At 42.3% G+C, this 24,036-nt stretch carries 26 protein-coding genes and 1 pseudogene; 14 read left to right on the top strand and 13 right to left on the bottom strand.

What is annotated here, in order from left to right; all coding sequences use genetic code 11:
- The first annotated feature begins 38 nt into the window (after window positions 1-38).
- The 7 genes from NYE22_RS02405 to NYE22_RS02435 all read left to right on the top strand — a co-directional run bounded on the left by NYE22_RS02405 (window position 39) and on the right by NYE22_RS02435 (window position 4,984).
- On the top strand, window positions 39-824 hold the full coding sequence (locus NYE22_RS02405; protein ID WP_064671498.1) for a YwqG family protein: 786 nt from the start codon (window positions 39-41) through the stop codon (window positions 822-824).
- Window positions 825-872: 48 nt separating this feature from the next.
- Complete coding sequence (locus tag NYE22_RS02410; RefSeq protein ID WP_125121105.1) at window positions 873-980, top strand: hypothetical protein; 108 nt, start codon at window positions 873-875, stop codon at window positions 978-980.
- A gap of 216 nt (window positions 981-1,196) precedes the next feature.
- Window positions 1,197-1,619 (top strand): DUF5082 family protein, encoded by a 423-nt coding sequence (locus tag NYE22_RS02415; RefSeq protein ID WP_010332155.1) that lies wholly within the window; start codon window positions 1,197-1,199, stop codon window positions 1,617-1,619.
- A gap of 9 nt (window positions 1,620-1,628) precedes the next feature.
- Window positions 1,629-1,889, top strand: a complete 261-nt coding sequence (locus NYE22_RS02420; protein ID WP_003227825.1) for a YwqI/YxiC family protein — start codon at window positions 1,629-1,631, stop codon at window positions 1,887-1,889.
- Between the two features lie 18 nt (window positions 1,890-1,907).
- The gene (locus NYE22_RS02425; protein WP_342412270.1) at window positions 1,908-3,773 is read left to right on the top strand and encodes a T7SS effector LXG polymorphic toxin; all 1,866 of its coding nucleotides are present in this window, start codon (window positions 1,908-1,910) and stop codon (window positions 3,771-3,773) included.
- Between the two features lie 12 nt (window positions 3,774-3,785).
- Window positions 3,786-4,139, top strand: a complete 354-nt coding sequence (locus NYE22_RS02430) for a hypothetical protein (RefSeq protein WP_014481129.1) — start codon at window positions 3,786-3,788, stop codon at window positions 4,137-4,139.
- A 131-nt stretch (window positions 4,140-4,270) separates the two neighbouring features.
- Window positions 4,271-4,984, top strand: coding sequence for an endonuclease V (locus NYE22_RS02435; RefSeq protein WP_342412271.1), 714 nt, complete (start codon window positions 4,271-4,273; stop codon window positions 4,982-4,984).
- 132 nt (window positions 4,985-5,116) lie between these two features.
- Here NYE22_RS02435 and chrA read toward each other — a convergent pair whose 3' ends face one another.
- Genes chrA through chrS form a run of 3 tightly spaced genes read right to left on the bottom strand, consistent with a single transcriptional unit; the run spans window position 5,117 to window position 6,733 of the window.
- Window positions 5,117-5,653, bottom strand: a complete 537-nt coding sequence (gene chrA / locus NYE22_RS02440; RefSeq protein WP_014665634.1) for a chromate resistance efflux protein ChrA — start codon at window positions 5,651-5,653, stop codon at window positions 5,117-5,119.
- On the bottom strand, window positions 5,650-6,243 hold the full coding sequence (gene chrB / locus NYE22_RS02445; RefSeq protein ID WP_015251064.1) for a chromate efflux transporter subunit ChrB: 594 nt from the start codon (window positions 6,241-6,243) through the stop codon (window positions 5,650-5,652). Before chrB ends, chrA begins: the two co-directional genes overlap by 4 nt.
- A gap of 13 nt (window positions 6,244-6,256) precedes the next feature.
- Window positions 6,257-6,733, bottom strand: coding sequence for a chromate efflux transcriptional regulator ChrS (gene chrS / locus NYE22_RS02450; RefSeq protein WP_101501542.1), 477 nt, complete (start codon window positions 6,731-6,733; stop codon window positions 6,257-6,259).
- A gap of 213 nt (window positions 6,734-6,946) precedes the next feature.
- Here chrS and ggt point away from each other — a divergent pair, with 213 nt between their 5' ends.
- The gene (gene ggt, locus NYE22_RS02455) at window positions 6,947-8,524 is read left to right on the top strand and encodes a gamma-glutamyltransferase (RefSeq protein ID WP_101501541.1); all 1,578 of its coding nucleotides are present in this window, start codon (window positions 6,947-6,949) and stop codon (window positions 8,522-8,524) included.
- Window positions 8,525-8,528: 4 nt separating this feature from the next.
- On the opposite strand, the gene NYE22_RS02460 is transcribed toward ggt, so the two are convergent.
- The 3 genes from NYE22_RS02460 to cotG form a co-directional block, all read right to left on the bottom strand.
- Entirely contained in the window at window positions 8,529-8,864 is a 336-nt protein-coding gene (locus tag NYE22_RS02460) for a DUF4181 domain-containing protein (protein ID WP_046160935.1), read from the bottom strand.
- A 177-nt stretch (window positions 8,865-9,041) separates the two neighbouring features.
- Window positions 9,042-9,659 (bottom strand): flavin reductase family protein, encoded by a 618-nt coding sequence (locus tag NYE22_RS02465; RefSeq protein ID WP_070547914.1) that lies wholly within the window; start codon window positions 9,657-9,659, stop codon window positions 9,042-9,044.
- A gap of 173 nt (window positions 9,660-9,832) precedes the next feature.
- Complete coding sequence (cotG, locus tag NYE22_RS02470) at window positions 9,833-10,417, bottom strand: spore coat protein CotG (RefSeq protein WP_080478428.1); 585 nt, start codon at window positions 10,415-10,417, stop codon at window positions 9,833-9,835.
- A 141-nt stretch (window positions 10,418-10,558) separates the two neighbouring features.
- On the opposite strand from cotG, the gene cotH reads away from it, so the two are divergent.
- From cotH to NYE22_RS02485, 3 genes are all read left to right on the top strand, one after another.
- Complete coding sequence (gene cotH, locus NYE22_RS02475) at window positions 10,559-11,647, top strand: spore coat protein CotH (RefSeq protein WP_014478176.1); 1,089 nt, start codon at window positions 10,559-10,561, stop codon at window positions 11,645-11,647.
- 128 nt (window positions 11,648-11,775) lie between these two features.
- Window positions 11,776-12,972 carry a hypothetical protein gene (locus NYE22_RS02480; protein WP_064671504.1) on the top strand — a complete coding sequence of 399 codons (1,197 nt, stop codon included), beginning with the start codon at window positions 11,776-11,778 and terminating at the stop codon, window positions 12,970-12,972.
- A gap of 59 nt (window positions 12,973-13,031) precedes the next feature.
- Window positions 13,032-13,709, top strand: a complete 678-nt coding sequence (locus NYE22_RS02485) for a DUF2642 domain-containing protein (protein ID WP_064671505.1) — start codon at window positions 13,032-13,034, stop codon at window positions 13,707-13,709.
- 56 nt (window positions 13,710-13,765) lie between these two features.
- On the opposite strand, the gene NYE22_RS02490 is transcribed toward NYE22_RS02485, so the two are convergent.
- Window positions 13,766-15,094: an arsenic transporter gene (locus NYE22_RS02490; protein WP_077670997.1), complete on the bottom strand. Its 1,329-nt coding sequence runs from the start codon at window positions 15,092-15,094 to the stop codon at window positions 13,766-13,768.
- Between the two features lie 210 nt (window positions 15,095-15,304).
- On the bottom strand, window positions 15,305-16,213 hold the full coding sequence (alsR, locus tag NYE22_RS02495; RefSeq protein WP_003227859.1) for an acetoin biosynthesis transcriptional regulator AlsR: 909 nt from the start codon (window positions 16,211-16,213) through the stop codon (window positions 15,305-15,307).
- 157 nt (window positions 16,214-16,370) lie between these two features.
- Here alsR and alsS point away from each other — a divergent pair, with 157 nt between their 5' ends.
- The 3 genes from alsS to NYE22_RS02510 all read left to right on the top strand — a co-directional run bounded on the left by alsS (window position 16,371) and on the right by NYE22_RS02510 (window position 19,539).
- Window positions 16,371-18,083 (top strand): acetolactate synthase AlsS, encoded by a 1,713-nt coding sequence (gene alsS, locus NYE22_RS02500; protein ID WP_072173802.1) that lies wholly within the window; start codon window positions 16,371-16,373, stop codon window positions 18,081-18,083.
- Between the two features lie 61 nt (window positions 18,084-18,144).
- The gene (gene budA / locus NYE22_RS02505) at window positions 18,145-18,912 is read left to right on the top strand and encodes an acetolactate decarboxylase (protein ID WP_024572687.1); all 768 of its coding nucleotides are present in this window, start codon (window positions 18,145-18,147) and stop codon (window positions 18,910-18,912) included.
- Window positions 18,913-19,011: 99 nt separating this feature from the next.
- Window positions 19,012-19,539: an NAD(P)H-dependent oxidoreductase gene (locus tag NYE22_RS02510; protein WP_015714827.1), complete on the top strand. Its 528-nt coding sequence runs from the start codon at window positions 19,012-19,014 to the stop codon at window positions 19,537-19,539.
- Between the two features lie 39 nt (window positions 19,540-19,578).
- On the opposite strand, the gene NYE22_RS02515 is transcribed toward NYE22_RS02510, so the two are convergent.
- The 5 genes and pseudogenes from NYE22_RS02515 to rbsA all read right to left on the bottom strand — a co-directional run bounded on the left by NYE22_RS02515 (window position 19,579) and on the right by rbsA (window position 24,029).
- Window positions 19,579-19,875 carry a DUF3892 domain-containing protein gene (locus NYE22_RS02515; RefSeq protein ID WP_003227867.1) on the bottom strand — a complete coding sequence of 99 codons (297 nt, stop codon included), beginning with the start codon at window positions 19,873-19,875 and terminating at the stop codon, window positions 19,579-19,581.
- Window positions 19,876-20,030: 155 nt separating this feature from the next.
- Window positions 20,031-20,567 carry an SH3 domain-containing protein gene (locus NYE22_RS02520; RefSeq protein ID WP_342412272.1) on the bottom strand — a complete coding sequence of 179 codons (537 nt, stop codon included), beginning with the start codon at window positions 20,565-20,567 and terminating at the stop codon, window positions 20,031-20,033.
- Between the two features lie 81 nt (window positions 20,568-20,648).
- Window positions 20,649-21,566 (bottom strand): ribose ABC transporter substrate-binding protein RbsB, encoded by a 918-nt coding sequence (gene rbsB / locus NYE22_RS02525; protein ID WP_161986312.1) that lies wholly within the window; start codon window positions 21,564-21,566, stop codon window positions 20,649-20,651.
- A gap of 12 nt (window positions 21,567-21,578) precedes the next feature.
- Window positions 21,579-22,547: a ribose ABC transporter permease RbsC gene (rbsC, locus tag NYE22_RS02530; RefSeq protein WP_003227873.1), complete on the bottom strand. Its 969-nt coding sequence runs from the start codon at window positions 22,545-22,547 to the stop codon at window positions 21,579-21,581.
- Window position 22,548: 1 nt separating this feature from the next.
- Window positions 22,549-24,029, bottom strand: a pseudogene (gene rbsA / locus NYE22_RS02535) (ribose ABC transporter ATP-binding protein RbsA).
- Window positions 24,030-24,036: the final 7 nt, after the last annotated feature.

Here is a 24,036-nt window from a genome sequence, read left to right on the forward strand (position 1 = left end):
AATAAAACCTTGGAGATGCCGGAAAAGGAGAGAATCTGATGAATCATCTGCCCGAAAAAATGAGACCGTACCGCGACTTGCTGGAGAAATCAGCGAAAGAATACGTGAAACTGAATGTGAGAAAGGGGAAAACAGGACGATATGACAGCAAAATTGCCGGTGATCCCTATTTCCCCAAGCATGAAACATATCCGACTGACGAAAATGGACAGCCGATGAAGCTTCTGGCGCAGATTAATTTCTCGCACATTCCCCAGCTTGACGGCTACCCTTCTTCAGGTATCCTGCAGTTCTACATTTCTGTTCATGATGACGTCTATGGATTGAATTTTGACGATCGATGTGAACAAAAGAATTTCAGAGTGATCTATTTTGAAAATATCGTAGAAAACGATGACGAGCTTGTTTCTGATTTTTCATTTATTGGCACAGGCGAATGTGATTTTCCGATTTTATCAGAAGCGGCAGTCGAGCCTGTGAAATCTTCGGAATGGGTGCTGCCTACAGATTTTCAATTTGAGCAGTATACGGGCATGGAAACAATGGAGTTCTTTGGTCAGTTCGGCGAGGATGAAGAAGACATTTATAATGAACTGGCTGAAAACGGATTTGGCCATAAAATTGGCGGATACGCTTCTTTTACCCAGCATGATCCCCGGGAATACGCATATAAAGAACACACCATCATGCTTTTACAAATTGATTCAGACGATGATGTCGATTCAATGTGGGGAGACGTCGGCATCGCCAATTTTTTCATCACACCTGAAGATTTAAAGAAAAAAGACTTTTCAAACGTTCTGTACAACTGGGACTGCAGCTAATACAAGCTTTTGATCCAAAGGGTCAGAAGCGGAAATAATATAAGCCAAATGACAAAATCAGACGTGGCCGACCAGATGAAGAACATAAACATGAACAGAGGCAGATCAACAACATCTGCCTCTTTCAAGTGCCTTTATAACTATGACATTAGGTGATTTCATTTTAAAAAACGTTTTCATTAGCAGTATAACGAACAAAAACAAGATCAAATACCTACATTTCAAGAGCATTATATGCCTAAATTAAGCCATTTACCCTATTTAAGCCGCCTTCTGGCTATTTTAAAATATAATATATGGAAATAAAGTATGGAAAAGTCTATCTTCATCAGCCCCTCCATACGACTTTTTGAGTATTAAGAGGTGATTCAGATGGGTTATGAAAGTATGCTGGCGGATATCAAAAGTTCGCTCAACGGAAAAATTTCCGACGTGGAAGACAAGATCGAAAAGCTGAAAAAAGCAAAAAAGGACATAGACACACTGCAAGAAGAGGCAATCACTGAAATCAAAGAAATTGTGAAACCGGAATTGGGCAAGCATTGGACGGGAACAAAAGCCGATGATTTCGACAAGGGAAGAGAAGAGGCGAAATCGGAAGCATCTAAGATTGTGAATGATAAATATAACGAGTATATGGCTTCGATTCAAAGCAAAATATTCTGGCTTGAGACAGAGAAATTTGAGCTGAATTTGACAAAAAGTGCAGCGAATGCCGCAGGCGACCTTCTTGCTAAAGGAGAAGATTTCGTAGAAGAAGCAGGAAGACAAATTAGTAAACTAAAATGGTGGTGATCTTTTTTTATGTCAGAAATTAAGCTGAAGTACGACACAGTCATCAAAACATTGGATTCTGTCAAAGATGCGCTTGCTGACGTATCAATCGGCGCCGCGGGGTCCAATGGAAAAAACAAACTCGATTATACGAAAAAATATCATGAGCGTGAGGAGAACATCAAAACCATGCTCGGAGATTACAAAAAAGCGGTACAGAAAAATATCGAGGATACAAAGGATAACGTAGATTCACTCAAAGAGCAGGACGAGGCGATAGCTGTAAAATAGAACAGAAAGGGCAGTGCGATGAGCAAAGTATTTGAATCACAGTCGTTAATCAATGAAGCGAAGAGCAGAAAAAAACAATATGAGACGCTTGAAGAGCAGCTGAATACGCTGAAAAAAGTGTTTCAGGGAGTTGCCGATTTAGGCGATAATTTTAAAGGAAAAGGCGCGGACAATATTAAAGATTTTTTTCAGGGACAGGCAGAAATCGTAGACAGCTGGCTGACGCTTGTCTCTGCTCAAATTGCGTTTTTAAACGGCATTTCAGGAGATATTAAAGATCAAGAACTGAATGATTCATATGTGGAAACTTCTTTTTTGGATCATGAGCTGCCCAATGGAGACCTGAAAGCCTCAGAGATTGTCTCCGCTCATAAAGAAGAAATCGATTCTATTTTGTCAGGCATCAGCGATATTATTGATCTCGACATGTACACGCTTGACGACTATGCAGATAAGATGGGCGATGCCCAAAAAATCAGACGTGATACAATCACAGCTGTCGATAAGCTTGATGAATCCCTGACCACTGAATATCAAAATTTAGAATCTCTGGACAACGCAGTGCTCACCAAATATTCTGTTCTCATGCAGGCCACCAGCAATGGGAAGAGCGCATCCCCTATGTACTATGACAAAAAAGCCTTCCACAGCAATGAAGTCTACAAAAGCGTCATTGAAGTAGAAAATCAAGGAACAACATATATCGATGCAAAAGCCCAGCAAGCAGAAGCAAGACGGCTCCAGGAAAAAGCCGAGGAAGAAGCAAACAAACCATGGTACGAAAAAACATGGGATGGAGTTTGCAACTTTACTGGAGAAGTCACTGGCTATTATGATTATAAAAGAGCAACTGAAGGCGTTGATCCGGTTACCGGAGAAAAACTCTCCACCGCAGAGCGTGTGACAGCAGGAGCTATGGCCGCAGCCGGATTTATACCGGTCGTCGGCTGGGCAGGCCGCGCCTTCAAAGGCGGAAAAGCCATCTACAAAACCGGAAAAGCTGCTATCGCGGCTGAACACGCTTTAGATGCCTACAAAACAGGCAAATCCTTAGACATTCTCAAAATGACTGAAATGGGCGCATACGGCCTTGTAGCGTCAAACGGATTCTCAGAAGCCGTCACAGGCCGGGATATGTTCGGAAACAAAGTGTCTGAGGAGAAGCGGAAGCAAGGGGCGCTCGAAGCGGCATTGAGCTTGGTTGGAGCCGGTGCATTGGCGAAACACATTGATAAAGGCATCCCGCTTGCAACCCATTCAAAAGTCCAAAAAGCAAACAAAACACTAGAGAAAGTAAAACAATTCAAAGTCCCAACAAACGTCCGCGTGTACGCAGAACGCCCTGTTACTCCGGATGGCTTCACATTCGGAATCCCGACAGTTCGTGTCGATGTGGAAAAGACGGCTGTTAAGGATCTTGGGATTGTGAAGATGGTTAGTGATGGCGGTCGTAAGGGAAGCTCTCATAGTCCTAACATTTCTAAAAATCACGATAAAGTAGCGCACGATGGATATTATGGTCGTAAAGAATTTAGAACGATGCTTAATAATGCTTCGTTTACTCCGCATGGCCATAAACATGTTAAGGCTAAAACACCTGAAGAAGCAAAACGTTTTAGTATGACAGGTAAAAAAGCTGCTCAGTACTTACCAGATGTGAATAACAAAGCTTTAGAAAAAGAGGCACTTTTAAAAGGTCATATTATTGATAATGGAAATAACAACTATTATTTCATTTATGATGCAGGAAAAACAGTCGGTTATGATCTAGGTACACCAACAAGCTGGATTAGAGCGGAGTTTTCTGGTGGTGAATATCATGGTCATCCGATTGCTGGAAGTCGATTAGATAAGTATTTAAAACAACTTGGTATTGATAAGTAATAGGAGGCTTTTATGAGAAAGATAAAAAAAATGCCAGAAATAAGTTTACAACCCTTAAGGATTCCAAAAGGATGGACCATAAATCAAAACAGTTTTAGAGAAATTGATCCGAAAAACCTAGCACCAGACGATGAAAAATGGTTGTTTTTTTCACAAGATTTAATGCAATTAACATACTCTCGTAAAAATTACTTACTTGATTTAGGTTGGTATCCAGATGCGGATGCTAATGGATTTTATCAACTAGTTATGATGCAAAATGAGGATTGGGATCAACCCATATATGAATTTCAGACAAATAGCCATATTGAAATAGTTAAAAATATAGAATTTATATTAAACAAAGTTACGAATAATGAAATGTAGTTAAACATTTAATTAGAACTATTAATAAAGTTTGCAGAACCTGGAGTTGTAAGTTTTCAAACAATTTTCAAAGTAAAAATGAATACAAAGAAAAACAGACACTAGTTAACAGGAGGTAGGATTGATTTTAGATGCATGTTAAACAAATACATTCTTTCAATCTAAACAGAGAAGAATTTGTAAAAACACAACAATCCCTTATCCATAAAATCAACCTATCCACCTCCATCAACCTAGACTCCATCAAAACCTGCGCTGGCGTCGACCTGGCCTATTGGGAGCAGGATGGAGAACCGTATGGGGTGTGCAGTATTATCGTGGTTGACGCTGATACAAAAGAAGTCATTGAAAAAGTGCATAGCATGGGCAAAATCAGCGTACCGTATGTTTCCGGTTTTCTTGCGTTTCGTGAGCTGCCTTTGATCATCGAGGCGGCGAAAAAGCTGGAGACGGAGCCGGATGTCTTCTTATTTGATGGCAACGGATATCTGCATTACAATCATATGGGCGTTGCCACCCATGCGGCTTTTTTTCTGGGTAAGCCGACGATTGGGATAGCGAAAACCTATCTCAAAATCAAAGGCTGCGATTTCGTGACGCCTGAAAATGAAGTAGGCGCATACACCGATATTATCATTGACGGCGAGGTATATGGACGGGCGCTGCGAACGCGGCGGGACGTGAAGCCTATTTTCTTGTCTTGCGGTAATTATATTGATTTAGACAGCAGCTATCAGATCACGATGAGCCTGATCAATCAAGAAAGCAGGCTGCCGATCCCTGTCCGCCTGGCTGACCTTGAGACGCATGTTTTGCGAATGTTTTATCAGAAAAATCACATGTAAAACTTGCAGGCCGGGAGCTGCAAGTTTTTTCATTGACTCCTATATAAGGGCATTCTGTGAGAATGCGAGGAACCATATATCAAACGGCATTTCTGGGCCAAAATAAACAAGCACCTGTCCAGGTGCTTGTTTCTATAAATGAGGAATCACAAGGCCGCCATACAAAAACGCCGCGATAATCAGGAACGCCGGATGCATCTTGAATTTTGTCATGGCAAGGAGGGAGATCCCCGCAATCACAATCGATTGGATCCAGCCGATCGCTTTGATGCCGTCTGCGCCGATTTGCCAGGTAAGAATGAGCATCATGACCGCTATGACAGGCTGGACGGACAGCGTCATGCCTTTGATGACAGGTGATTGGCGGAAGCGCTGGATGATGCGCAGCAGGACGATCAATGCGAGCGCCGACGGTACGACGGTTGCGATCAGGGCAATTAGGAAGCCGGGCCACCCGCCTGCGCTGTAGCCGACATACGCAGCGATTTTCGTGGCGATCGGGCCCGGCAATGCGTTCGCAAGTGCGAGCATATTTGAGAATTGATCGTTTGAGAGCCAGCTGTATCTGTTTACGACTTCTTCAAACATTAGCGGGATAGAAGCTGGTCCGCCGCCATATCCCAGTAGGTTTGCGATAAAAAACGCCATAAATAAATAGATCGATATCATGAGGCTGACATTCCTTTATCTTTTGAATGTTTATTTGTGATTTTGTCTTTCAGTTTAAAATGAAACGCCCCGTACGCTAAGAAAATGATAATGACCAGGCCGGGATTAATCTGTAAAGTTTGCAGGCCGATAAAAGCGATGATAAAAAACAGGATGCCGGTAACCCAGCCGAAACCTTTAAGCGCTTTTTGGCCAAACTCGTACGCCATGATTCCGAGCATTACCGCAATTACCGGCGTGACGGCACCGATCATACCTGCAACAATTGCTGAATGGCTTAACACATTTACAGCCGCAAACAAGCCCACCATCGCAAGACATGTAGGCAGAATGTGGGCGAGGGTCGCCACAACTGCACCTAATGTGCCTTTTAGCTTAAAGCCCAGATAAGCAGCCATTTTGGTGGCAATCGGTCCGGGAAGCGCATTAGCGATTGCTAATATTTCTCCGAATTCATCATCGTCAATCCATTTATATTTATTGACCGCTTCATGGCGGATCAGCGGAATCACGGAAGGTCCGCCGCCGAACCCTAATATGCCGGTGCGAACCATTGCGGCCGTCATATCCCGATAAGGATGGTTTTTCATTCGTTTCTCTCCTTTACAGCTTCATTCCCATACGGCTTTTGTATCGTTTGATCAGCATCTGGCAATCAACACTGACGACGCCTCGCAATGGATACAGCCGTTTTGTTAAAAATTCTTCCATTTCTTGATCGTTGGCAAAGATCCCATGCATATGCAGCTTGCTCGGGCCTGTCATGTGATAAAGGCTGGTGACCGCAGGCTCTTCCTCAAGCTTAAGAGCGACCTCTTCTAAAAATTGCGGTTCTACCTCGACATTGAAAAACACGGAAACATGAATGCCGATTTTAGCGGGATTGATGACAGCGGTGAATTTTTCAATCACACCGGCTTCAATTAATTGGTTGATACGGGCCTGCACGGCGACCCGTGACAAATCGACTCTTTTGCCAAGATCCGTATAAGAAATTCTGCCTTCTTCATGCAAAATCGTGAGAATTTGTTTATCAGTCTGATCAAGTACAAGGTTGGGGATTTGATATTCATGACTCAATTGCTCCACCTGCTTTCGTAGCCTTTTAGCAATCATTTTATCATAAAAGTTACGTATCGAAATAATAATTTTTCATTTGTTTTCGAAATGAATGCGAAAATATCTTATTATTTGCGAAAAGAAGAAAGTTCGTCAGTTTTTCTGCCGGATCAGTAGATGTGAAAAATCAGGCTCCCTATACTGAAGAAAATTTCTTAAAAAAGGGGACTTGTGATGAACAAATCTGTCATCGGTACAAAGCAAATGGTCGTCAGTCCGCATTACCTCGCTTCTCAAGCCGGAAACCTTATACTGGATAAGGGAGGCAACGCGTTTGACGCCGCTGTTGCGGTGAGTGCTTGTCTTGCGGTTGTGTACCCGCATATGACCGGACTTGGCGGGGATTCCTTTTGGCTGACCTTTCACCAGGAAACAAAGGCAGTAAAAGTCTACAATGGCAGCGGCCGTTCAGGAAAAAACGTAACGAGAGATGTATATAAGGGAAAAAGCGCGATTCCGCTGCGGGGGATTGACAGTGCCATTACCGTGCCGGGAATGGTTGATAGCTGGGATGCGGTCCTGAAGGAGTACGGGCGTCTGTCTCTTGCAGATGTATTGGAGCCCGCACGCGATTATGCCCAAAATGGGTTTCCTGTATCAGCTGATCAGTGTCGTCACACAGAAAAGAATATTGAATTGCTGGCTTCCACGCCTTACACGGCTGACATCTTCACGAGAAGGGGCAAAGCACCTGTCCCGGGAGAGCGGTTTGTGCAAAAAGAGCTTGCAGACAGTCTGAACTTGATTGCTGAAAAAGGAAGAAGCGCATTTTATGAAGGAGATCTCGCTCAGCGGATTGTCTCACATTTACAAAATAACGGCAGTTACATGACAATCGATGATTTTAAAGCGCATCGGGGTGAGTGGGCAGCGCCTGTATCAAGTGATTATCGAGGATACAGTGTGTATCAGGCGCCGCCGAATTCTCAGGGATTTACCGGTTTATTAACACTGAACATTTTGGAAAACTATGATTTCACACAAATCGAGCACGGTTCATTTGAGTATTATCATGTGCTTGTGGAGGCGTTGAAAAAGAGTTTTGTAGATCGGAATGCCTTTTTGACTGACCCTGCGTTTGCTGACATTCCGCTTGAAAGGCTTTTAGATAAAAATTATGCGAAACGATTGGCGGGAGAAATCGGCTATCTGGCAGAACCGGCAGAAAGCAGGCCGGTGGGAAGTGATACGGCATATGCGGCCGTAATCGATGCGGATGGCAACGCAGTGTCATTCATTCAAAGCCTGTACTTTGAATTTGGCTCGGTAGTCACTGCCGGTGATACAGGCATATTACTGCAAAACCGCGGATCATTTTTCTCACTGGATGAAAATCATGTCAACACGCTTGAACCGAGAAAGCGCACCTTCCATACGCTGATGCCGGCTATGGTCTGTAAAGGCGGAAAGCCAAAAATTCTGTACGGCACACAAGGCGGCGAAGGCCAGCCGCAGACCCAGACGGCCATCATTACCCGAATGCTGGACTACGAAATGCATCCACAACAGGCAATCAGCGAACCGCGCTGGGTATGGGGCAGAACGTGGGGAGAGGAATACGAAGGTCTCAGAGTCGAGGGCAGATTCACAGACAAAACAATCCAAAAACTGAAAGACAGCGGGCATCTCGTGGAGGTTGTCGGTGACTATGATCCGCTGATGGGACACGCGGCTGCAATCAAAGTTGATGAAGAAGGCTTTCTCCAAGGCGGAGCCGATCCTCGGGGAGACGGAGCGGCTGTGGGGATTTAAATAACTATAGGGTACAAATATAAATCAAAAGCATAAACATGAGGGAGACCTCTACAATGTGGTACATATACTGTTTATCTTCAGGTCTATAATGCCACTCCATAAAAATTCGTATTGAGTCAATCACAATAAAAAATAAAAGAAGCAAATATTCAACTGGAAAAAAGGAGAGTGAAACCACAAACAAAATAAGTAAAGTGATTTCGATCCATTTGTGTGTATTGCTGACATGCTTATATCGCCAGCCGGATTTATCAATACCGTATTTTTTCTTTATAAAAAATTGAGAGGCGAGACTGATGGTAATAGCGATCAGCATTAAAATCCAAAAGTTTGTCATTCCAATTCCTCCTCATCTACCTTTATACGAAGAAAAAGGAAAAACGTTTCATAAAAGAACACCCCGAGCTTACTCTGGGTGTTCTTTTTTTTGATATTTTTTCAGTTATTTACAGGCGACATTTTGTAATCATAAGGTCTTTTTGACTAGTTTCTTCTATTTAAATAGTCCTTCTCTTCAGCTGGGACGAATCAGTGTGAATTCTTCCCCCAGCTTGGCATAGTGATTTCCCGCCAATCGTGAGGCAGGCTTTAATTCATCCGTTAAAATATATCCCTTTTCTGCATCATACACCTTTTCATCTAGGTGGAAGCAGACAACTCTTCCGATGAGCAGATCTGCTGTAGTGATGCCTTGATCATTGTCAAAGGTAATATGCCGCTCTAATTTGCACTCAAAGCGAATGCGGGCTTCCTTAATGCCGGGAACTGAAACAGCTTTGCTTTCAACAGGATGAAGCGAGGTGCGTGTAAGCTCGCTTTCATCCGGCCTTAAGCTTGCAGCTGTTTCATTGATATCTTCAATGATGGCTTCATCACTGACATGAACGACAAATTCTCCGTTCTCCACTGCGTTTCGCGCTGTATCTTTTTGGCGTCCTTCCGTCCTGTTAACAGAAATACTGAGAAGCGGAGGATCTGAGCTGACGACGTTATAAAAACTGAAAGGCGCGGCATTGACCGCTCCTTCTGAAGAAAGTGTTGTCACAAATGCAATGGGGCGGGGAATAACGGTACCTGACAATAGCTTGTATGTGTCTTTGGCACTAAGCTGATCAGCTTGAAATATGTACATAGCAACAACCGCCTTTATCGTTAGGATACCTTGATTATAACGAAATGGTTTAAAGGAAACCAAATGATGCGGGTTGCATATGTTATGTCATGACATATATCTAATACAGGGCAAATAAAAAAATAGGCTTCCGTACCTCCGCCGGCAGCCTATTGAAACAATGAAAACTTAGATTATTTGTATTTCTTTTTGACTACCCAGCAATTGCCGTCTTTCCAGTATTCTTTTTTGCTGTCATAATCATCGTGTCTTTTGTAGTCGTCGCAGTGGTGGTGCGGTTTTTTGTAGTATTTCTTATGGGAACGATAAGATTTTTTGTGTGTACGGCATGACTTCTTATAGCTGCGAGATTTTTTGTAAGAACGGCAAGATTTTTTGTAGCTGCGAGATTTTTTGTAAGAACGGCAAGATTTTTTATAGCTGCGAGATTTTTTGTAAGAACGGCAAGATTTTTTATAGCTGCGAGATTTTTTGTGAGAACGGTACGATTTTTTGTGGCTGCGTGATTTCTTGTGAGAGCAGTATGATTTTTTGTGGCTGCGAGATTTTTTGTGAGAACAGAATGATTTTTTGTGACTGCGAGATTTTTTGTGAGAGCAGTATGATTTTTTATGGCTGCGAGATTTTTTGTGAGTGCGGTGCGACTTTTTATGACTGCGTTTTTTTCCATGAGGCTCTTGGTATAAATAATCCTTTAAACCTTCTTTTTTTGCGGATTTCACCGCTTCTTTGATGTCAGAATGGGAATAGTGGCCCAATTTGAAATCCTCCTTTTAAAAATGATGTTAAGGATGAAGATCCTTACTACCCTCATAGTACGCGCGGTTTTAAAAAGTGTATAAGTGTTCCGCTGAGATCTTATAAAAATAAAAGCCTAATATTTGTAAGGAGGATTATGGATGAAGAATCAATCCAATTTACCGCTTTATCAGCTGTTTGTTCATCCAAAAGATTTGCGTGAATTAAAAAAGGATATATGGGACGATGATCCGGTGCCAGCTGTGATGAAGGTAAATCAAAAAAGGCTGGATATTGATATCGCTTATCGGGGATCACATATCAGAGACTTCAAAAAGAAGTCATACCATATTTCCTTTTATCAGCCGAAAACATTCCGCGGCGCGCGAGAGATTCACTTAAATGCGGAGTATAAAGACCCTTCCTTGATGAGAAACAAATTGTCTCTGGATTTTTTCTCGGAGCTAGGGACACTGTCTCCAAAGGCAGAGTTTGTGTTTGTAAAGGTGAACGGGAAGAATGAAGGGGTTTATCTTGAACTTGAATCCGTAGATGAATATTATTTGGCGAAAAGGAAGCTGGCTGATGGCGCGATTTTTTACGCGGTGGATGATGATGCTAATTTTTCTCTGATGAGCGATTTGGAAAAGGAAACGAAGACGTCGCTGGAGCTTGGATATGAAAAGAAGACAGGGACTGTGGAAGATGATTTTTATTTACAGGATATGATTTTTAAAATTAATACTGTCCCTAAAGCTCAGTTTAAGTCAGAAGTGACAAAACACGTGGATGTCGATAAGTATTTGCGCTGGCTTGCCGGTATTGTATTCACCTCGAACTATGACGGGTTTGTCCACAACTACGCATTATACAGAAGCGGGGAAACCGGATTATTTGAGGTGATTCCTTGGGATTATGATGCGACCTGGGGCAGGGATATCCATGGAGAGCGGATGGCTGCCGATTATGTAAGAATTCAAGGATTTAATACACTAACCGCCCGGATATTGGATGAATCCGAGTTTCGCAAGTCCTACAAGCGCCTGTTAGAAAAAACGCTCCAATCTCTTTTTACGATAGAATATATGGAACCGAAAATCATGGCGATGTATGAGCGGATTAGGCCTTTTATCTTGATGGACCCATACAAAAAGAATGATGTTGAGCGTTTTGACCGCGAGCCGGATGTGATTTGTGAATATATTAAAAACCGTTCACAATACCTCAAAAATAATTTAAGTATTTTATGAATGTGTGAAAATAGGTATTCTGCTGAAAAAGCGACAATTAGGCTATTGAATTAGTTCAACAAATAAACGTGACACGTATATATGCAATATGTTTATCATCTATGTATAAGTGACTAGGAGGAACTTGAATGAGCAAAAGGAGAATGAAGTATCATTCAAATGATGAAATATCTTATTATAACTTTTTGCATTCAATGAAAGATAAAATTGTTACTGTATATCGTGGAGGTCCGGAATCTAAAAAAGGAAAATTAACTGCTGTAAAATCAGATTATATTGCTTTACAAGCTGAAAAAAAAATAATTTATTATCAGTTGGATCATGTGAAAAGTATTACTGAGGATACCAATAATAGCACCACAGCAATTGAGACTGAGGAAATGCCCGACGCTGACGATTTTCATAGCTTAATCGGACAATTCATGAACCAATCAGTTCAATTTAATCAAGGGGGTCCGGAATCTAAAAAAGGAAGATTGGTCTGGCTGGGAGATGATTACGCTGCGTTAAACACAAATGAGGATGGGGTAGTGTATTTTAATATCCATCACATAAAGAGTATAAGTAAACATGAGCCAGATTTGAAAATAGAAGGACAGACGCCATCAGGTGTCTTGGAAGCTGATGATTTAAGCGAGGTTTTTAAGAGTCTGACTCATAAATGGGTTTCAATTAATCGTGGAGGTCCGGAAGCCATTGAGGGTATCCTTGTAGATAATGCCGACGGCCATTATACTATAGTGAAAAATCAAGAGGTGCTTCGCATCTATTCTTATCACATAAAAAGCATCAGCTTAGGCCCAAAAGGGTCGTACAAAAAAGAGGATCAAAAGAATGAACAAAGCCAGGAAGACAATAATGATAAGGACAGCAATTCGTTCATTTCATCAAAATCATATAGCTCATCAAAATCATATAGCTCATCAAAATCATCTAAACGATCACTAAAATCTTCAGATTATCAATCATCCAAATCTGGTCGTTCGTCACGTTCAAAAAGTTCATCAAAATCATCTAAACGATCACTAAAATCTTCGGATTATCAATCATCCAAATCTGGCTGTTCGTCACGTTCAAAAAGTTCATCAAAATCATCTAAACGATCGCCAAGATCATCAGATTATCAATCATCAAAATCATACAGCTCATCAGGTTCAAAGAGTTCATCAAAATCATCTAAACGATCACCAAGATCTTCAGATTATCAATCATCAAGATCACCAGGTTATTCAAGTTCAATAAAAAGTTCAGGAAAACAAAAGGAAGATTATAGCTATGAAACGATTGTCAGAACGATAGACTATCACTGGAAACGTAAATTTTAATAGATAATGGAGGAGCATCAGATTAAGTGATGCCCTTTTTCAGTTAAAGGAGGAGAATCGTGAAAGGTTTGAATCAATTCCTTAACACAGATGTTGAGGTTGTCATTTCAGGAGATACAAGGTTTGTCGGCACCCTCATAGATATCGGACAGGATATTTTTGTTATTTTTGATGGCTGCAATTATCTTTATATTCCCTTGTTGCATCTTCATCAAATGAAAAAGGCGAAAATAATGACCAGTACTGAGAAGCCATTTTTGATCAATCCGGAAGATCCAATGATAGAGGCAGAAACTCAAGCTTTTTCATATAGAAATACATTAAACAAGGTCAAAGGCCAGTTTATTGAAGTTTATGTAACTGGGGGTCGATCGATCCATGGGTATGTTACAAATGTTTTAAACGATTATATTGTATTTTTCTCACCTGTATTTAAAATACTTTTTATATCTATGCATCATTTAAAATGGTTTACCCCTTATTCAACTGAACAAACACCGTACACTCTTGACAACTCACAATTGCCTGTCGTGCCTTCCAAAGTTCCTCTTGTGCGTAATTTTGAGGAGCAGATCAAAAAAAATATTGGTGAATTGGTCATATTTGATATGGGAGAGGTGCCAGAAAAAGTTGGTCTATTAAAGGATGTCTCTAATAATATCATTGAGCTTATTAACGCAAATGGAGAGCCAATCATTTGGAAGTTAAATCATCTAAAGACAATGCATCTTCCCTAGTGTATGCAAAACTGCCCTCTTGAATAGCAGAAGGCAGTTTTTCGTTTCATACTGTACTAAAGAAATAACCAACTGATCCAAAAATATAAACATGTTAACGTAAAAAGAACAGTCAGCGGAATGATGATAATGGTCGTTTTTATATATTCGCCCCATGAAATACTTTCATCATGCTGTTTTAATATATGCATCCAAATAAGCGTTGCTAAGGTTCCCATAGGTAATAATAATGAACCGATATCACTGCCGATAATATTTGCCAAGTAGATGATTTTTGTTGTTGAAGGATTCAGGGTCATTTCAGTTAAGGTAAAAGTACTGATCATTAAAGCTGGATGGTTGTTAAAGAGATTAGAAAAAACTGAAGTAGAGATACCTGATGCGAAAGTTGCGTGGGCGAGGCTTCCAGAAACGACAGGTTCAAAATAATTCACAAGTAACTCAGTGAATCCAATATTATGCAGACCATAAATTAAGACATACATAGTAAAAGCGAATATAAAAATGTGCCAAGGCGATTTATATAACAAGTCTCTTGGGGAGGTTTTGAAATAAATCCATCTCCAGCTCAACAGGATAAAAGATCCGATGACAGCGACTAGAGGAACAGAAATACCGGTATATGATGCTGCAAATAGACTCATTCTGACGAGAAAAACAAATGCAAGCACAAACAACATGATTTTTGTTTGATTTCGTTCTGGTAAAGGAGCTGATGGCGAATGAAGAGGATGGTACCTTCTATGCCGCAGAGACTGAAAATGGCTCGGTATATCTGGCAGGTTCTTGGGAAGACGTTTATAAAAGAACATAAACAGTAGACAAGTCATAAAAATGAGTCCCATCATACTAGGGACAAACATCATGGCAGTGTGAAGATATAGATCCATTCCAATGATTTTGAGAGAAATTAAATTAACAATATTACTTACGCCAATCGGTGCGCTAGAGGCTGTGGCTATTAAAACACCGCTTAATAAATATGGGGTTTTTTGATGTTTTTTTAAACCTAAATATTTTAGTACAAGCAAAAGGATTGGAGTTGTGATCAAAATGCTCCCATCATTATTCAGGAAAATGGTCATGAGAAAGCAGAGCAAATTGGTTAGCCAAAAAAGCTTGATGCCTGAACCCTTGGATTGTTGGAGCAGTTTTGCAGCCACCCAATAAAAGAAACCAAAGCTTTCTAGTGCAATGGCCATAATCATAGTGGCAAGGATTGTAACCGATGCACCCGTGACTTTTGTTCCGATTTCCCCTAAGTCTGCCAATGACACACTTCCGCACAATAAAACCATTAAAGCGCCAAATGTGGCGGGGATAGCTTCATTTAGTCCTTTTGGTCTCCAGAAAATAAAAATCATTGTTACGAAAAAAGCGAGCAATGTGAATATGCCGGTGAACTCAATAATTTACTTCACCTCTCTATCTTTCATTTTTAAAATCAAACTAATGTCCTGCGCTTACTAATGTCCTTGCCAACTATTTGTACTGTATGTATACGTATACTGATATGAAGTTGTACTAAGCGATTATATTAAATTAATAAAATTTCCATAAGAATCCCAAAAGAAAAAAGAGATTGCAAGTATCGTTCATGTACCTGCATCACTCTCTTTAGTTCTTGTCTGCTGACAATTTGAAATATGAATAAAATGCTTTATAAGCGGATTATGATTGTCTTTGCGGTAAGCGATAACCCATTCGGCATTAAGCTGTATTTGGTCCATTTTTCGATAAGTAACATCCAAATTAAATAATTTTTTGGCTGAGGAAGGAACAAATGTCATACCAATTCCGGCACTGACTAAACCAATCACCATTTGATATTCTGTGGCTTCCTGGACAATGTTGGGTCTGAAGCCCGCTTGTTCACAGAACTGAATAAAATCCATGTATAGAGTAGGCCATGCTTCTTTAGCAACAGTAATAATTGGTTCATCTCTTAAATCCTCAATCGTAATTGATTCCTTAGAAGTCAATGGGTGTTGCTTAGGCAAAGCTAAAACACAAGGGCTGCTTTGGGCGGTTTCGATATGTAAAGCTGTATGCTGTAAGGGAGGATGAAGTATACCAATATCAATGTTGCCCTTTAGTAGCTCCTCTTGCTGCCTAGACGAGGATATTTCACGCAGTTCTATTTTCACAGATGGGAATTTTTTACGATATTCCCGGACAATCGGCGGCAGAAATTCATATGTAGCTGATCCGACAAAACCGATTACGAGAAGGCCTTGCTCGCCGCGGGCCGTCCGCTGTGCCAGTTCAATTCCTTGTCCGATTTGCATCAAGGCCATGCGGCAATGATTTAAAAAGATTTCTCCTGCTGCGGTAAGCTCGACAAATCGTTTTGTCCTTTTCAGAAGCGTAACTCCGACTTCTTCCTCCAGCTGTTTGATCTGCTGGCTGAGAGGAGGCTGCGTCATGTTCAGCCGCCGGGCAGCCTTTCCGAAATGAAGCTCTTCGGCTACTGCGATAAAGTATTGAAGATGGCGAAGCTCCATTCAATATGCATTCCTTTCCATAGGTTAATAATTCGTATTACATATTAATCATAAGGCGAATCGATATTGGAGGTCAATTTCCAAAGAGTGTATAGTGAAACTTATCACAAGATATTTAAAATTTTACGTTTAAAATGCATAATAAGGAGTGAGGGTGTTGACAAAAGCAACAAAAGAACAAAAATCCCTTGTGAAAAACAGAGGGGCGGAGCTTGTTGTTGATTGCTTAGTGGAGCAAGGTGTCACACATGTATTTGGCATTCCAGGTGCAAAAATTGATGCGGTATTTGACGCTTTACAAGATAAAGGACCTGAAATTATCGTTGCTCGGCACGAACAAAACGCAGCATTCATGGCCCAAGCAGTCGGCCGTTTAACTGGAAAACCGGGAGTCGTGTTAGTCACATCAGGACCGGGTGCCTCTAACTTGGCAACAGGCCTGTTGACAGCGAACACTGAAGGAGACCCTGTCGTTGCGCTTGCTGGAAACGTGATCCGTGCAGATCGTTTAAAACGGACACATCAATCTTTGGATAATGCGGCGCTATTCCAGCCGATTACAAAATACAGTGTAGAAGTTCAAGATGTAAAAAATATACCGGAGGCTGTTACAAATGCGTTTAGGATAGCGTCAGCAGGGCAGGCTGGGGCCGCTTTTGTGAGCTTTCCGCAAGATGTTGTGAATGAAGTCACAAATACGAAAAACGTGCGTGCTGTTGCAGCGCCAAAACTCGGTCCTGCAGCAGATGATGCAATCAGTGCGGCCATAGCAAAAATCCAAACAGCAAAACTTCCTGTCGTTTTGGTCGGCATGAAAGGCGGAAGACCGGAAGCAATTAAAGCGGTTCGCAAGCTTTTGAAAAAGGTTCAGCTTCCATTTGTTGAAACATATCAAGCTGCCGGTACCCTTTCTAGAGATTTAGAGGATCAGTATTTTGGCCGTATCGGTTTGTTCCGCAACCAGCCTGGCGATTTACTGCTAGAGCAGGCAGATGTTGTTCTGACGATCGGCTATGACCCGATTGAATATGATCCGAAATTCTGGAATGTCAATGGAGACCGGACAATTATCCATTTAGACGAGATTATCGCTGACATTGATCATGCTTACCAGCCTGATCTTGAATTGATCGGTGACATTCCGTCCACGATTAATCATATCGAACACGATGCTGTGAAAGTGGAATTTGCAGAGCGTGAGCAGAAAATTCTTTCTGATTTAAAACAATATATGCATGAAGGTGAGCAGGTGCCTGCAGATTGGAAATCAGACAGAGCGCACCCTCTTGAAATCGTTAAAGAGTTGCGTAATGTAGTCGATGATCATGTTACAGTAACTTGCGATATCGGTTCGCACGCCATTTGGATGTCACGTTATTTCCGCAGCTACGAGCCGTTAACATTAATGATCAGTAACGGTATGCAAACACTCGGCGTTGCGCTTCCTTGGGCAATCGGCGCTTCATTGGTGAAACCGGGAGAAAAAGTGGTTTCTGTCTCTGGTGACGGCGGTTTCTTATTCTCAGCAATGGAATTAGAGACAGCAGTTCGACTAAAAGCACCAATTGTACACATTGTATGGAACGACAGCACATATGACATGGTTGCATTCCAGCAATTGAAAAAATATAACCGTACATCTGCGGTCGATTTCGGAAATATCGATATCGTAAAATATGCGGAAAGCTTCGGAGCAACTGGCTTGCGCGTGGAATCACCAGACCAGCTGGCAGATGTTCTGCGTCAAGGCATGAACGCTGAAGGTCCTGTCATCATCGATGTCCCGGTTGACTACAGTGATAACATTAATTTAGCAAGTGACAAGCTTCCGAAAGAATTCGGGGAACTCATGAAAACGAAAGCTCTCTAGCACTCTGCGCATCACGACACTGTTTTATGAACAGCACTAAATAAAAGGAGTGAAGGGAAATATGAAACGAGAAAGCAACATTCAAGTGCTCAGCCGCGGTCAAAAAGACCAGCCTGTGAGCCAGATTTATCAAGTATCAACAATGACTTCTCTATTAGACGGAGTATATGACGGAGATTTTGAACTGTCAGAGATTCCGAAATATGGAGACTTCGGTATCGGAACCTTTAACAAGCTTGACGGAGAGCTGATTGGGTTTGACGGCGAATTTTACCGTCTTCGCTCAGACGGAACCGCGACACCGGTCCAAAAAGGAGACCGTTCACCGTTCTGTTCATTTACGTTCTTTACACCGGACATGACGCACAAAATTGATGCGAAAATGACACGCGAAGACTTTGAAAAAGAGATCAACAGCATGCTGCCAAGCAGAAACTTATTTTATGCAATTCGTATTGACGGATTGTTTAAAAAGGTGCAGACAAGAACGGTAGAACTTCAAGAAAAACCTTACGTGCCAATGGTTGAAGCGGTCAAAACACAGCCGATTTTCAACTTCGACAACGTGAGAGGAACAATCGTAGGTTTCTTGACACCAGCTTATGCAAACGGAATCGCCGTTTCAGGCTATCACCTGCACTTCATTGACGAAGGACGCAATTCAGGCGGACACGTTTTTGACTATGTGCTTGAGGATTGCACGGTTACGATTTCTCAAAAAATGAACATGAATCTCAGACTTCCGAACACAGCGGATTTCTTTAATGCGAATCTGGATAATCCTGATTTTGCGAAAGATATCGAAACAACTGAAGGAAGTCCTGAATAAAAGAAAAAAAGAAAGCCCCTTTTAGCAGGGCTTTCTTTTTATTTGGCTCTTTTCCTGATTTTAGTTAAAATAACATCAAAACAGTAAAGGTGTGGTCTGATGAAAATATTGGTTTTGGCAGTTCATCCTCATATGGAGACCTCAGTTGTCAATAAGGCGTGGGCTGAGGAATTGAGTAAACATGACAATATCACAGTACGGGATCTTTATAAGGAATACCCGGATGAAGAAATAGATGTTGCGAAGGAACAGCAGCTGTGCGAGGAATACGATCGGATTGTCTTTCAATTCCCGCTATATTGGTACAGCTCTCCGCCGCTCTTGAAAAAATGGCAGGATCTTGTGCTGACTTACGGCTGGGCTTTTGGTTCAGAAGGAAATGCCTTGCATGGCAAGGAGCTGATGCTGGCTGTATCAACAGGGAGCGAAGCGGAAAAATATCAAGCGGGCGGAGCAAATCATTACTCGATCAGTGAGCTATTGAAACCATTTCAGGCCACGAGTAATCTGATCGGCATGAAGTATCTGCCTCCATATGTGTTCTATGGCGTGAATTATGCAGCTGCAGAGGATATTTCTCACAGTGCAAAACGGTTAGCCGAATACATCCAGCAGCCTTTTGTTTAAAATACAGCCCTGTCCAACATACGGCAGGGCTGTATTTGTTTAAAAATCCGGCAGCTCAGACAGGTTATTTTCCTTGATGCCGTCCGGTTCACTTCGCAAAATGTCACGCCCGTATTTATGGAAGACATCAACATGAGCGAGTTTTCCTGATTTTGCTTCTGACAGCGCAGTAGGGTAGTCGAGCTCTCTTCCTGTATTGGTTTTCACTGCGATAATATTGTCTTCCTCATTTCTTCTAACCGCAATAATTTCTTCTTTTCCAGATGGAACATTTTCTTGATCGACAGTTGTTTGCCGGGCTTTATACGATTCATATGCTGCTTCAAATTGATCCATATTTACACCTCCGCTTTTTAGCGTGAACAAAAATGTCGATGATCATGTAAGGTTTCGACACAGCATACGACAATATTTCCTGAGAAATATCTTGGGAATGTGACAAATCAATTCATAATAAAAGGGATTCCGCATAAATGCGGAATCCCTCTCAGTTATTTTGTCATGTGTAAATCCTTTGTTTTCATATAACCTGTCGCACCGCCGATATCAACGAATACCCAATCAAAATCAAAACCGCCTTTATTCGTTTTACTCCAGCCTAAAAAAGAAACGCTTGTGTCTGCTGGAAGAGTCTTAATGCTCTTTCCATCAGCGGAAGTATATACTTTTGTTTTTGTTTTGGTTTTTACCGTTGTCGCTGCTTTTACAATGTAATGAGTGGAGACAAGTCCTATTTTTCCGTTTTTATACTGAACCTTTGCCCAGTCAGCATTTGAGAAGGAAATCAGCTTTAAGCTATCTCCTAGGTGCAGCGTATCGGCTTTCTGGCTTGATGCGGAAGGCTTCGTTCTGACATTTAGAGCCTCTGCTGATACCAAATAAGAATCAATCGGATAACTGTATAAATCATCAATGCTTACCGTTGTTTCTGGCTGTTGAGCATGGATCGTTCCAGCGCCGCCAGCAGCCGCCGCAGTCATTCCAGCCGCAAGTGCTAATGTTGAAAATAGTTTTGTTGGTTTGTTCATGCCGTTCCTCTCCTCACGTAAGAGAAATAATTCATTCTATATCTCTATTCACGTTATCGCAGGTTCCTAAACATCAGACAATTATTTTTGTGTTTCTAGTTTGAGAGGCGCGGATATTGTTTTTTGCACTTTTTTTCCGTGCAAAATATCATCTGCTGCTTCTGTAGCCAATTTACCGATTAATTCAGGCTGCTGAGCTACGGTGGCTGACAGCTTTCCGTCTTTAATGGAAGCGAGCGCATCTTTATTGCCGTCAAAACCAATCACCAATATGTCTTTCCCCGAGCTGTTAATTGCCTCGAGAGCACCGAGCGCCATTTCATCGTTGTGAGCAAAAACAGCTTGGATATCAGGATGTCCCTGCAGCAGGTTTTCCATGACAGTCAGGCCTTTCGTGCGGTCAAAGTCAGCTGATTGTTTTGTGACAACTTGGAGTTTTTGGTCTGCGATGTTATGGAATCCTGAGCCGCGTTCCCGTGTGGCAGATGCGCCGGGGACGCCTTCAAGCTCTGCCACCTTTGCTCCTTTTCCAAGTTTGTCGGCAATAAACACCGCGGCCATTTCACCGCCTTTTACATTATCGGAAGCAACGAGGGTTTCAACTTTTCCTTGTTCGGCAGATCGATCGATTGTTACGACGGGCACACCGACTGCGTTTGCAGATTCTACTGCCGTTGAGATCGCCGAAGAATCAGTCGGGTTGATTAATAATGCATCAACACCTTGCTGAATTAAATCTTCCACGTCACTCGTCTGTTTCGATGAATCATTTTGTGCATCAACAATGATGACTTTCATTCCCCGTTTTTTAGCTTCTTTTTCGATACCCTTTTTTAATGAGACAAAAAAAGGATTATTAAGTGTTGATACGGACAAGCCAATGGTGAATTCCTTTTTGTTCCCCGAGTTTGACGGCTTTGCCCATTGGGGAGGCTCAAGCGAACAGGCGGTTAACAAAAATAATGATAACGTTAAAATGACGGATACAGCCTTTTTCATGTGAAAACCCTCCTAAGCTGACTTCTTGCGGTCTAATAATACCGCAATCAAGATAACAATCCCTTTGACAACCAGCTGATAAAATGATGAAACGCCAAGCAGATTAAGCCCGTTATTAAGTGTGCCGATGATCAGGACCCCGATCAACGTGCCGACAATGCGTCCGCGGCCGCCGGAAAGACTTGTCCCTCCTAAGACGACTGCCGCGATAGCATCAAGTTCGTACGATTCTCCCGCAGTCGGCTGGGCCGAATGCAGGCGGGAAGTCAATATGGCACCTGCAAGAGCGGATAAAAGCCCGGCTAAAGAATAGATCATCACTTTCACGCGCGTCACTTTGATGCCTGAAATGAGCGCGGCTTTTTCGTTGCCGCCGATAGCGTACGTTCGGCGTCCGAATGGTGTTTTATGAAGAAGCACCCAAAGGATGACAAAGGCAAGAACCATCGTAATTGCCGGTACAGGAATGCCTAAAAAGTAACCGCGTCCGAACATCTGAAAAGCGTAGTTTGTGCCAAGTCCGGTAATCGGATTTCCATCTGTATACACTAGCGTCAGTCCGCGAAACACAGTCATGGTCGCAAGCGTGGCGATAAAGGGCGCCATTTTTCCTTTAGTAATCAATAATCCGTTGATCATGCCTAGTACGGCACCAATGATACAGCCAAGGATGATCGCGAGAACCGGATCGACACCGGACACAATCATCCCCGCAACTAAAGCACTGGACAGGGCAAGAATAGCGCCGACAGAAAGATCAATGCCGCCTGTCAAAATGACAAAGGTCATTCCGAACGCGATTAATCCGTTAATGGCGACCTGGCGAAGCAGGTTTAAAATATTCAGCGGTTCAAGAAAGCTGGGATTTAAAATAGATACAATGATAACGAGAATAAATAAACCAAGAAATGGGCCGAGTTTTTGCATGACTCCGTCGAAGTGAATGCGTTTTTGTTCTGTTTGCAGTTGTTCCGTTTTCATATTACCGCCCTCCCGTGGCAAGTGTCATAATTCGTTCTTGTGTCGCTTCTCGCGCATGGATTTCTCCGCTGATTCTGCCTTCATGGACAACGATAATCCGATCGCTCATTCCCAGAATTTCAGGCAGCTCTGATGACACCATGATGATAGCGACGCCGCGTTCGGTCAGCTCATTCATCAGCGTATAAATCTCTCGTTTGGCGCCAACATCCACACCTCTTGTTGGCTCATCCAAGATAAGCACTTTCGGTCCGATGCCGATCCACTTGGCTATCACCACTTTTTGCTGGTTTCCTCCTGATAAATGGCGTGCGTGCGTTTCCGGTGATGCTGTTTTGATAGTGAGGCGTTTGATTAACAGATCGACAAATTCAGCCTCCCGCTTATGATCAATGAGGCCCTTTGGTGAGAAGCTGGACAGATTGGGCAGGGCAATATTTTCGCGGATCGAGGTGTCGAGCAGAAGCCCTTCATCCTTGCGATTCTCTGTAATAAAGCCGAGACCTTTTTTCACGGCTTCCTGCGGGTTCTTAATAGCCGTTTTTTTCCCAGCGATCCATATCTCACCCGTGTCCAGCCTGTCAACACCGAACAGCGCTCTCATCATTTCTGTCCGGCCGCTCCCATTAATCCTGAAACACCGACGATTTCACCGGAACGAACATAAAAGCTGACATCTTCAAAACTCCCTTTTACGGAGGCATTTTTCACCTCGAATACTTTGTCACCGAGAGAAGGAGTGCGTTTTGGATATCGTTCAGTCAGCTCCCGTCCGACCATTTTTTTGACGACTTCATCAAAATCAGTTTCTGAGATGTTTGTTGTATCCACCGTTTTTCCGTCACGCATGATGGTAATTCTGTCGCAAATCGCAAAAATTTCTTCCATGCGATGCGAAATATAGACAATGGAGACGCCGTTCTTTTTTAACGCTGTAATGACCTCAAAGAGCTTGCTGATTTCACGTTCAGTCAACGCTGCGGTCGGTTCATCCATAATGATGACCTCGGCATTTGTCATAAGCGCTTTTGCGATTTCGATCATTTGCTGCTGTCCGACCGAACATTCACCGGCTTCTTGATCAAGAGAAAGAGAGACGGAGAGTTTGTCAAACTGCTCCTTTGCTAGCGCTTTCATTTTTCTTGTTTGTAAGACGCCCAGCTTGGAGGATATCTCTTTACCGATAAATAGATTCTCAAGAACGGTCATTTCCGGCCAGATATTCAATTCCTGATGGATAAAGGCTATTCCATGCTGTTCCGCTTCTTTCGGATTGGAAAAATACGTTTCGTTTCCGTTTATGCTGATTTGACCTTTATCTGCTTTGTGCAGGCCTGTCAAAATGTTCATAAGCGTGGACTTGCCGGCGCCGTTTTCTCCCATTAATGCGTGAACCTCGCCGGGCATGAGCTGAAAGGAAACGCCTGACAGCACCTGGTTTTTTCCAAATGCTTTATGAATGTCTTTCATTTCAATCTGCATGTTTCAT

It is taken from the genome of Bacillus sp. FSL K6-1560, assembly GCF_038592935.1.
Lineage (GTDB): Bacteria > Bacillota > Bacilli > Bacillales > Bacillaceae > Bacillus > Bacillus subtilis.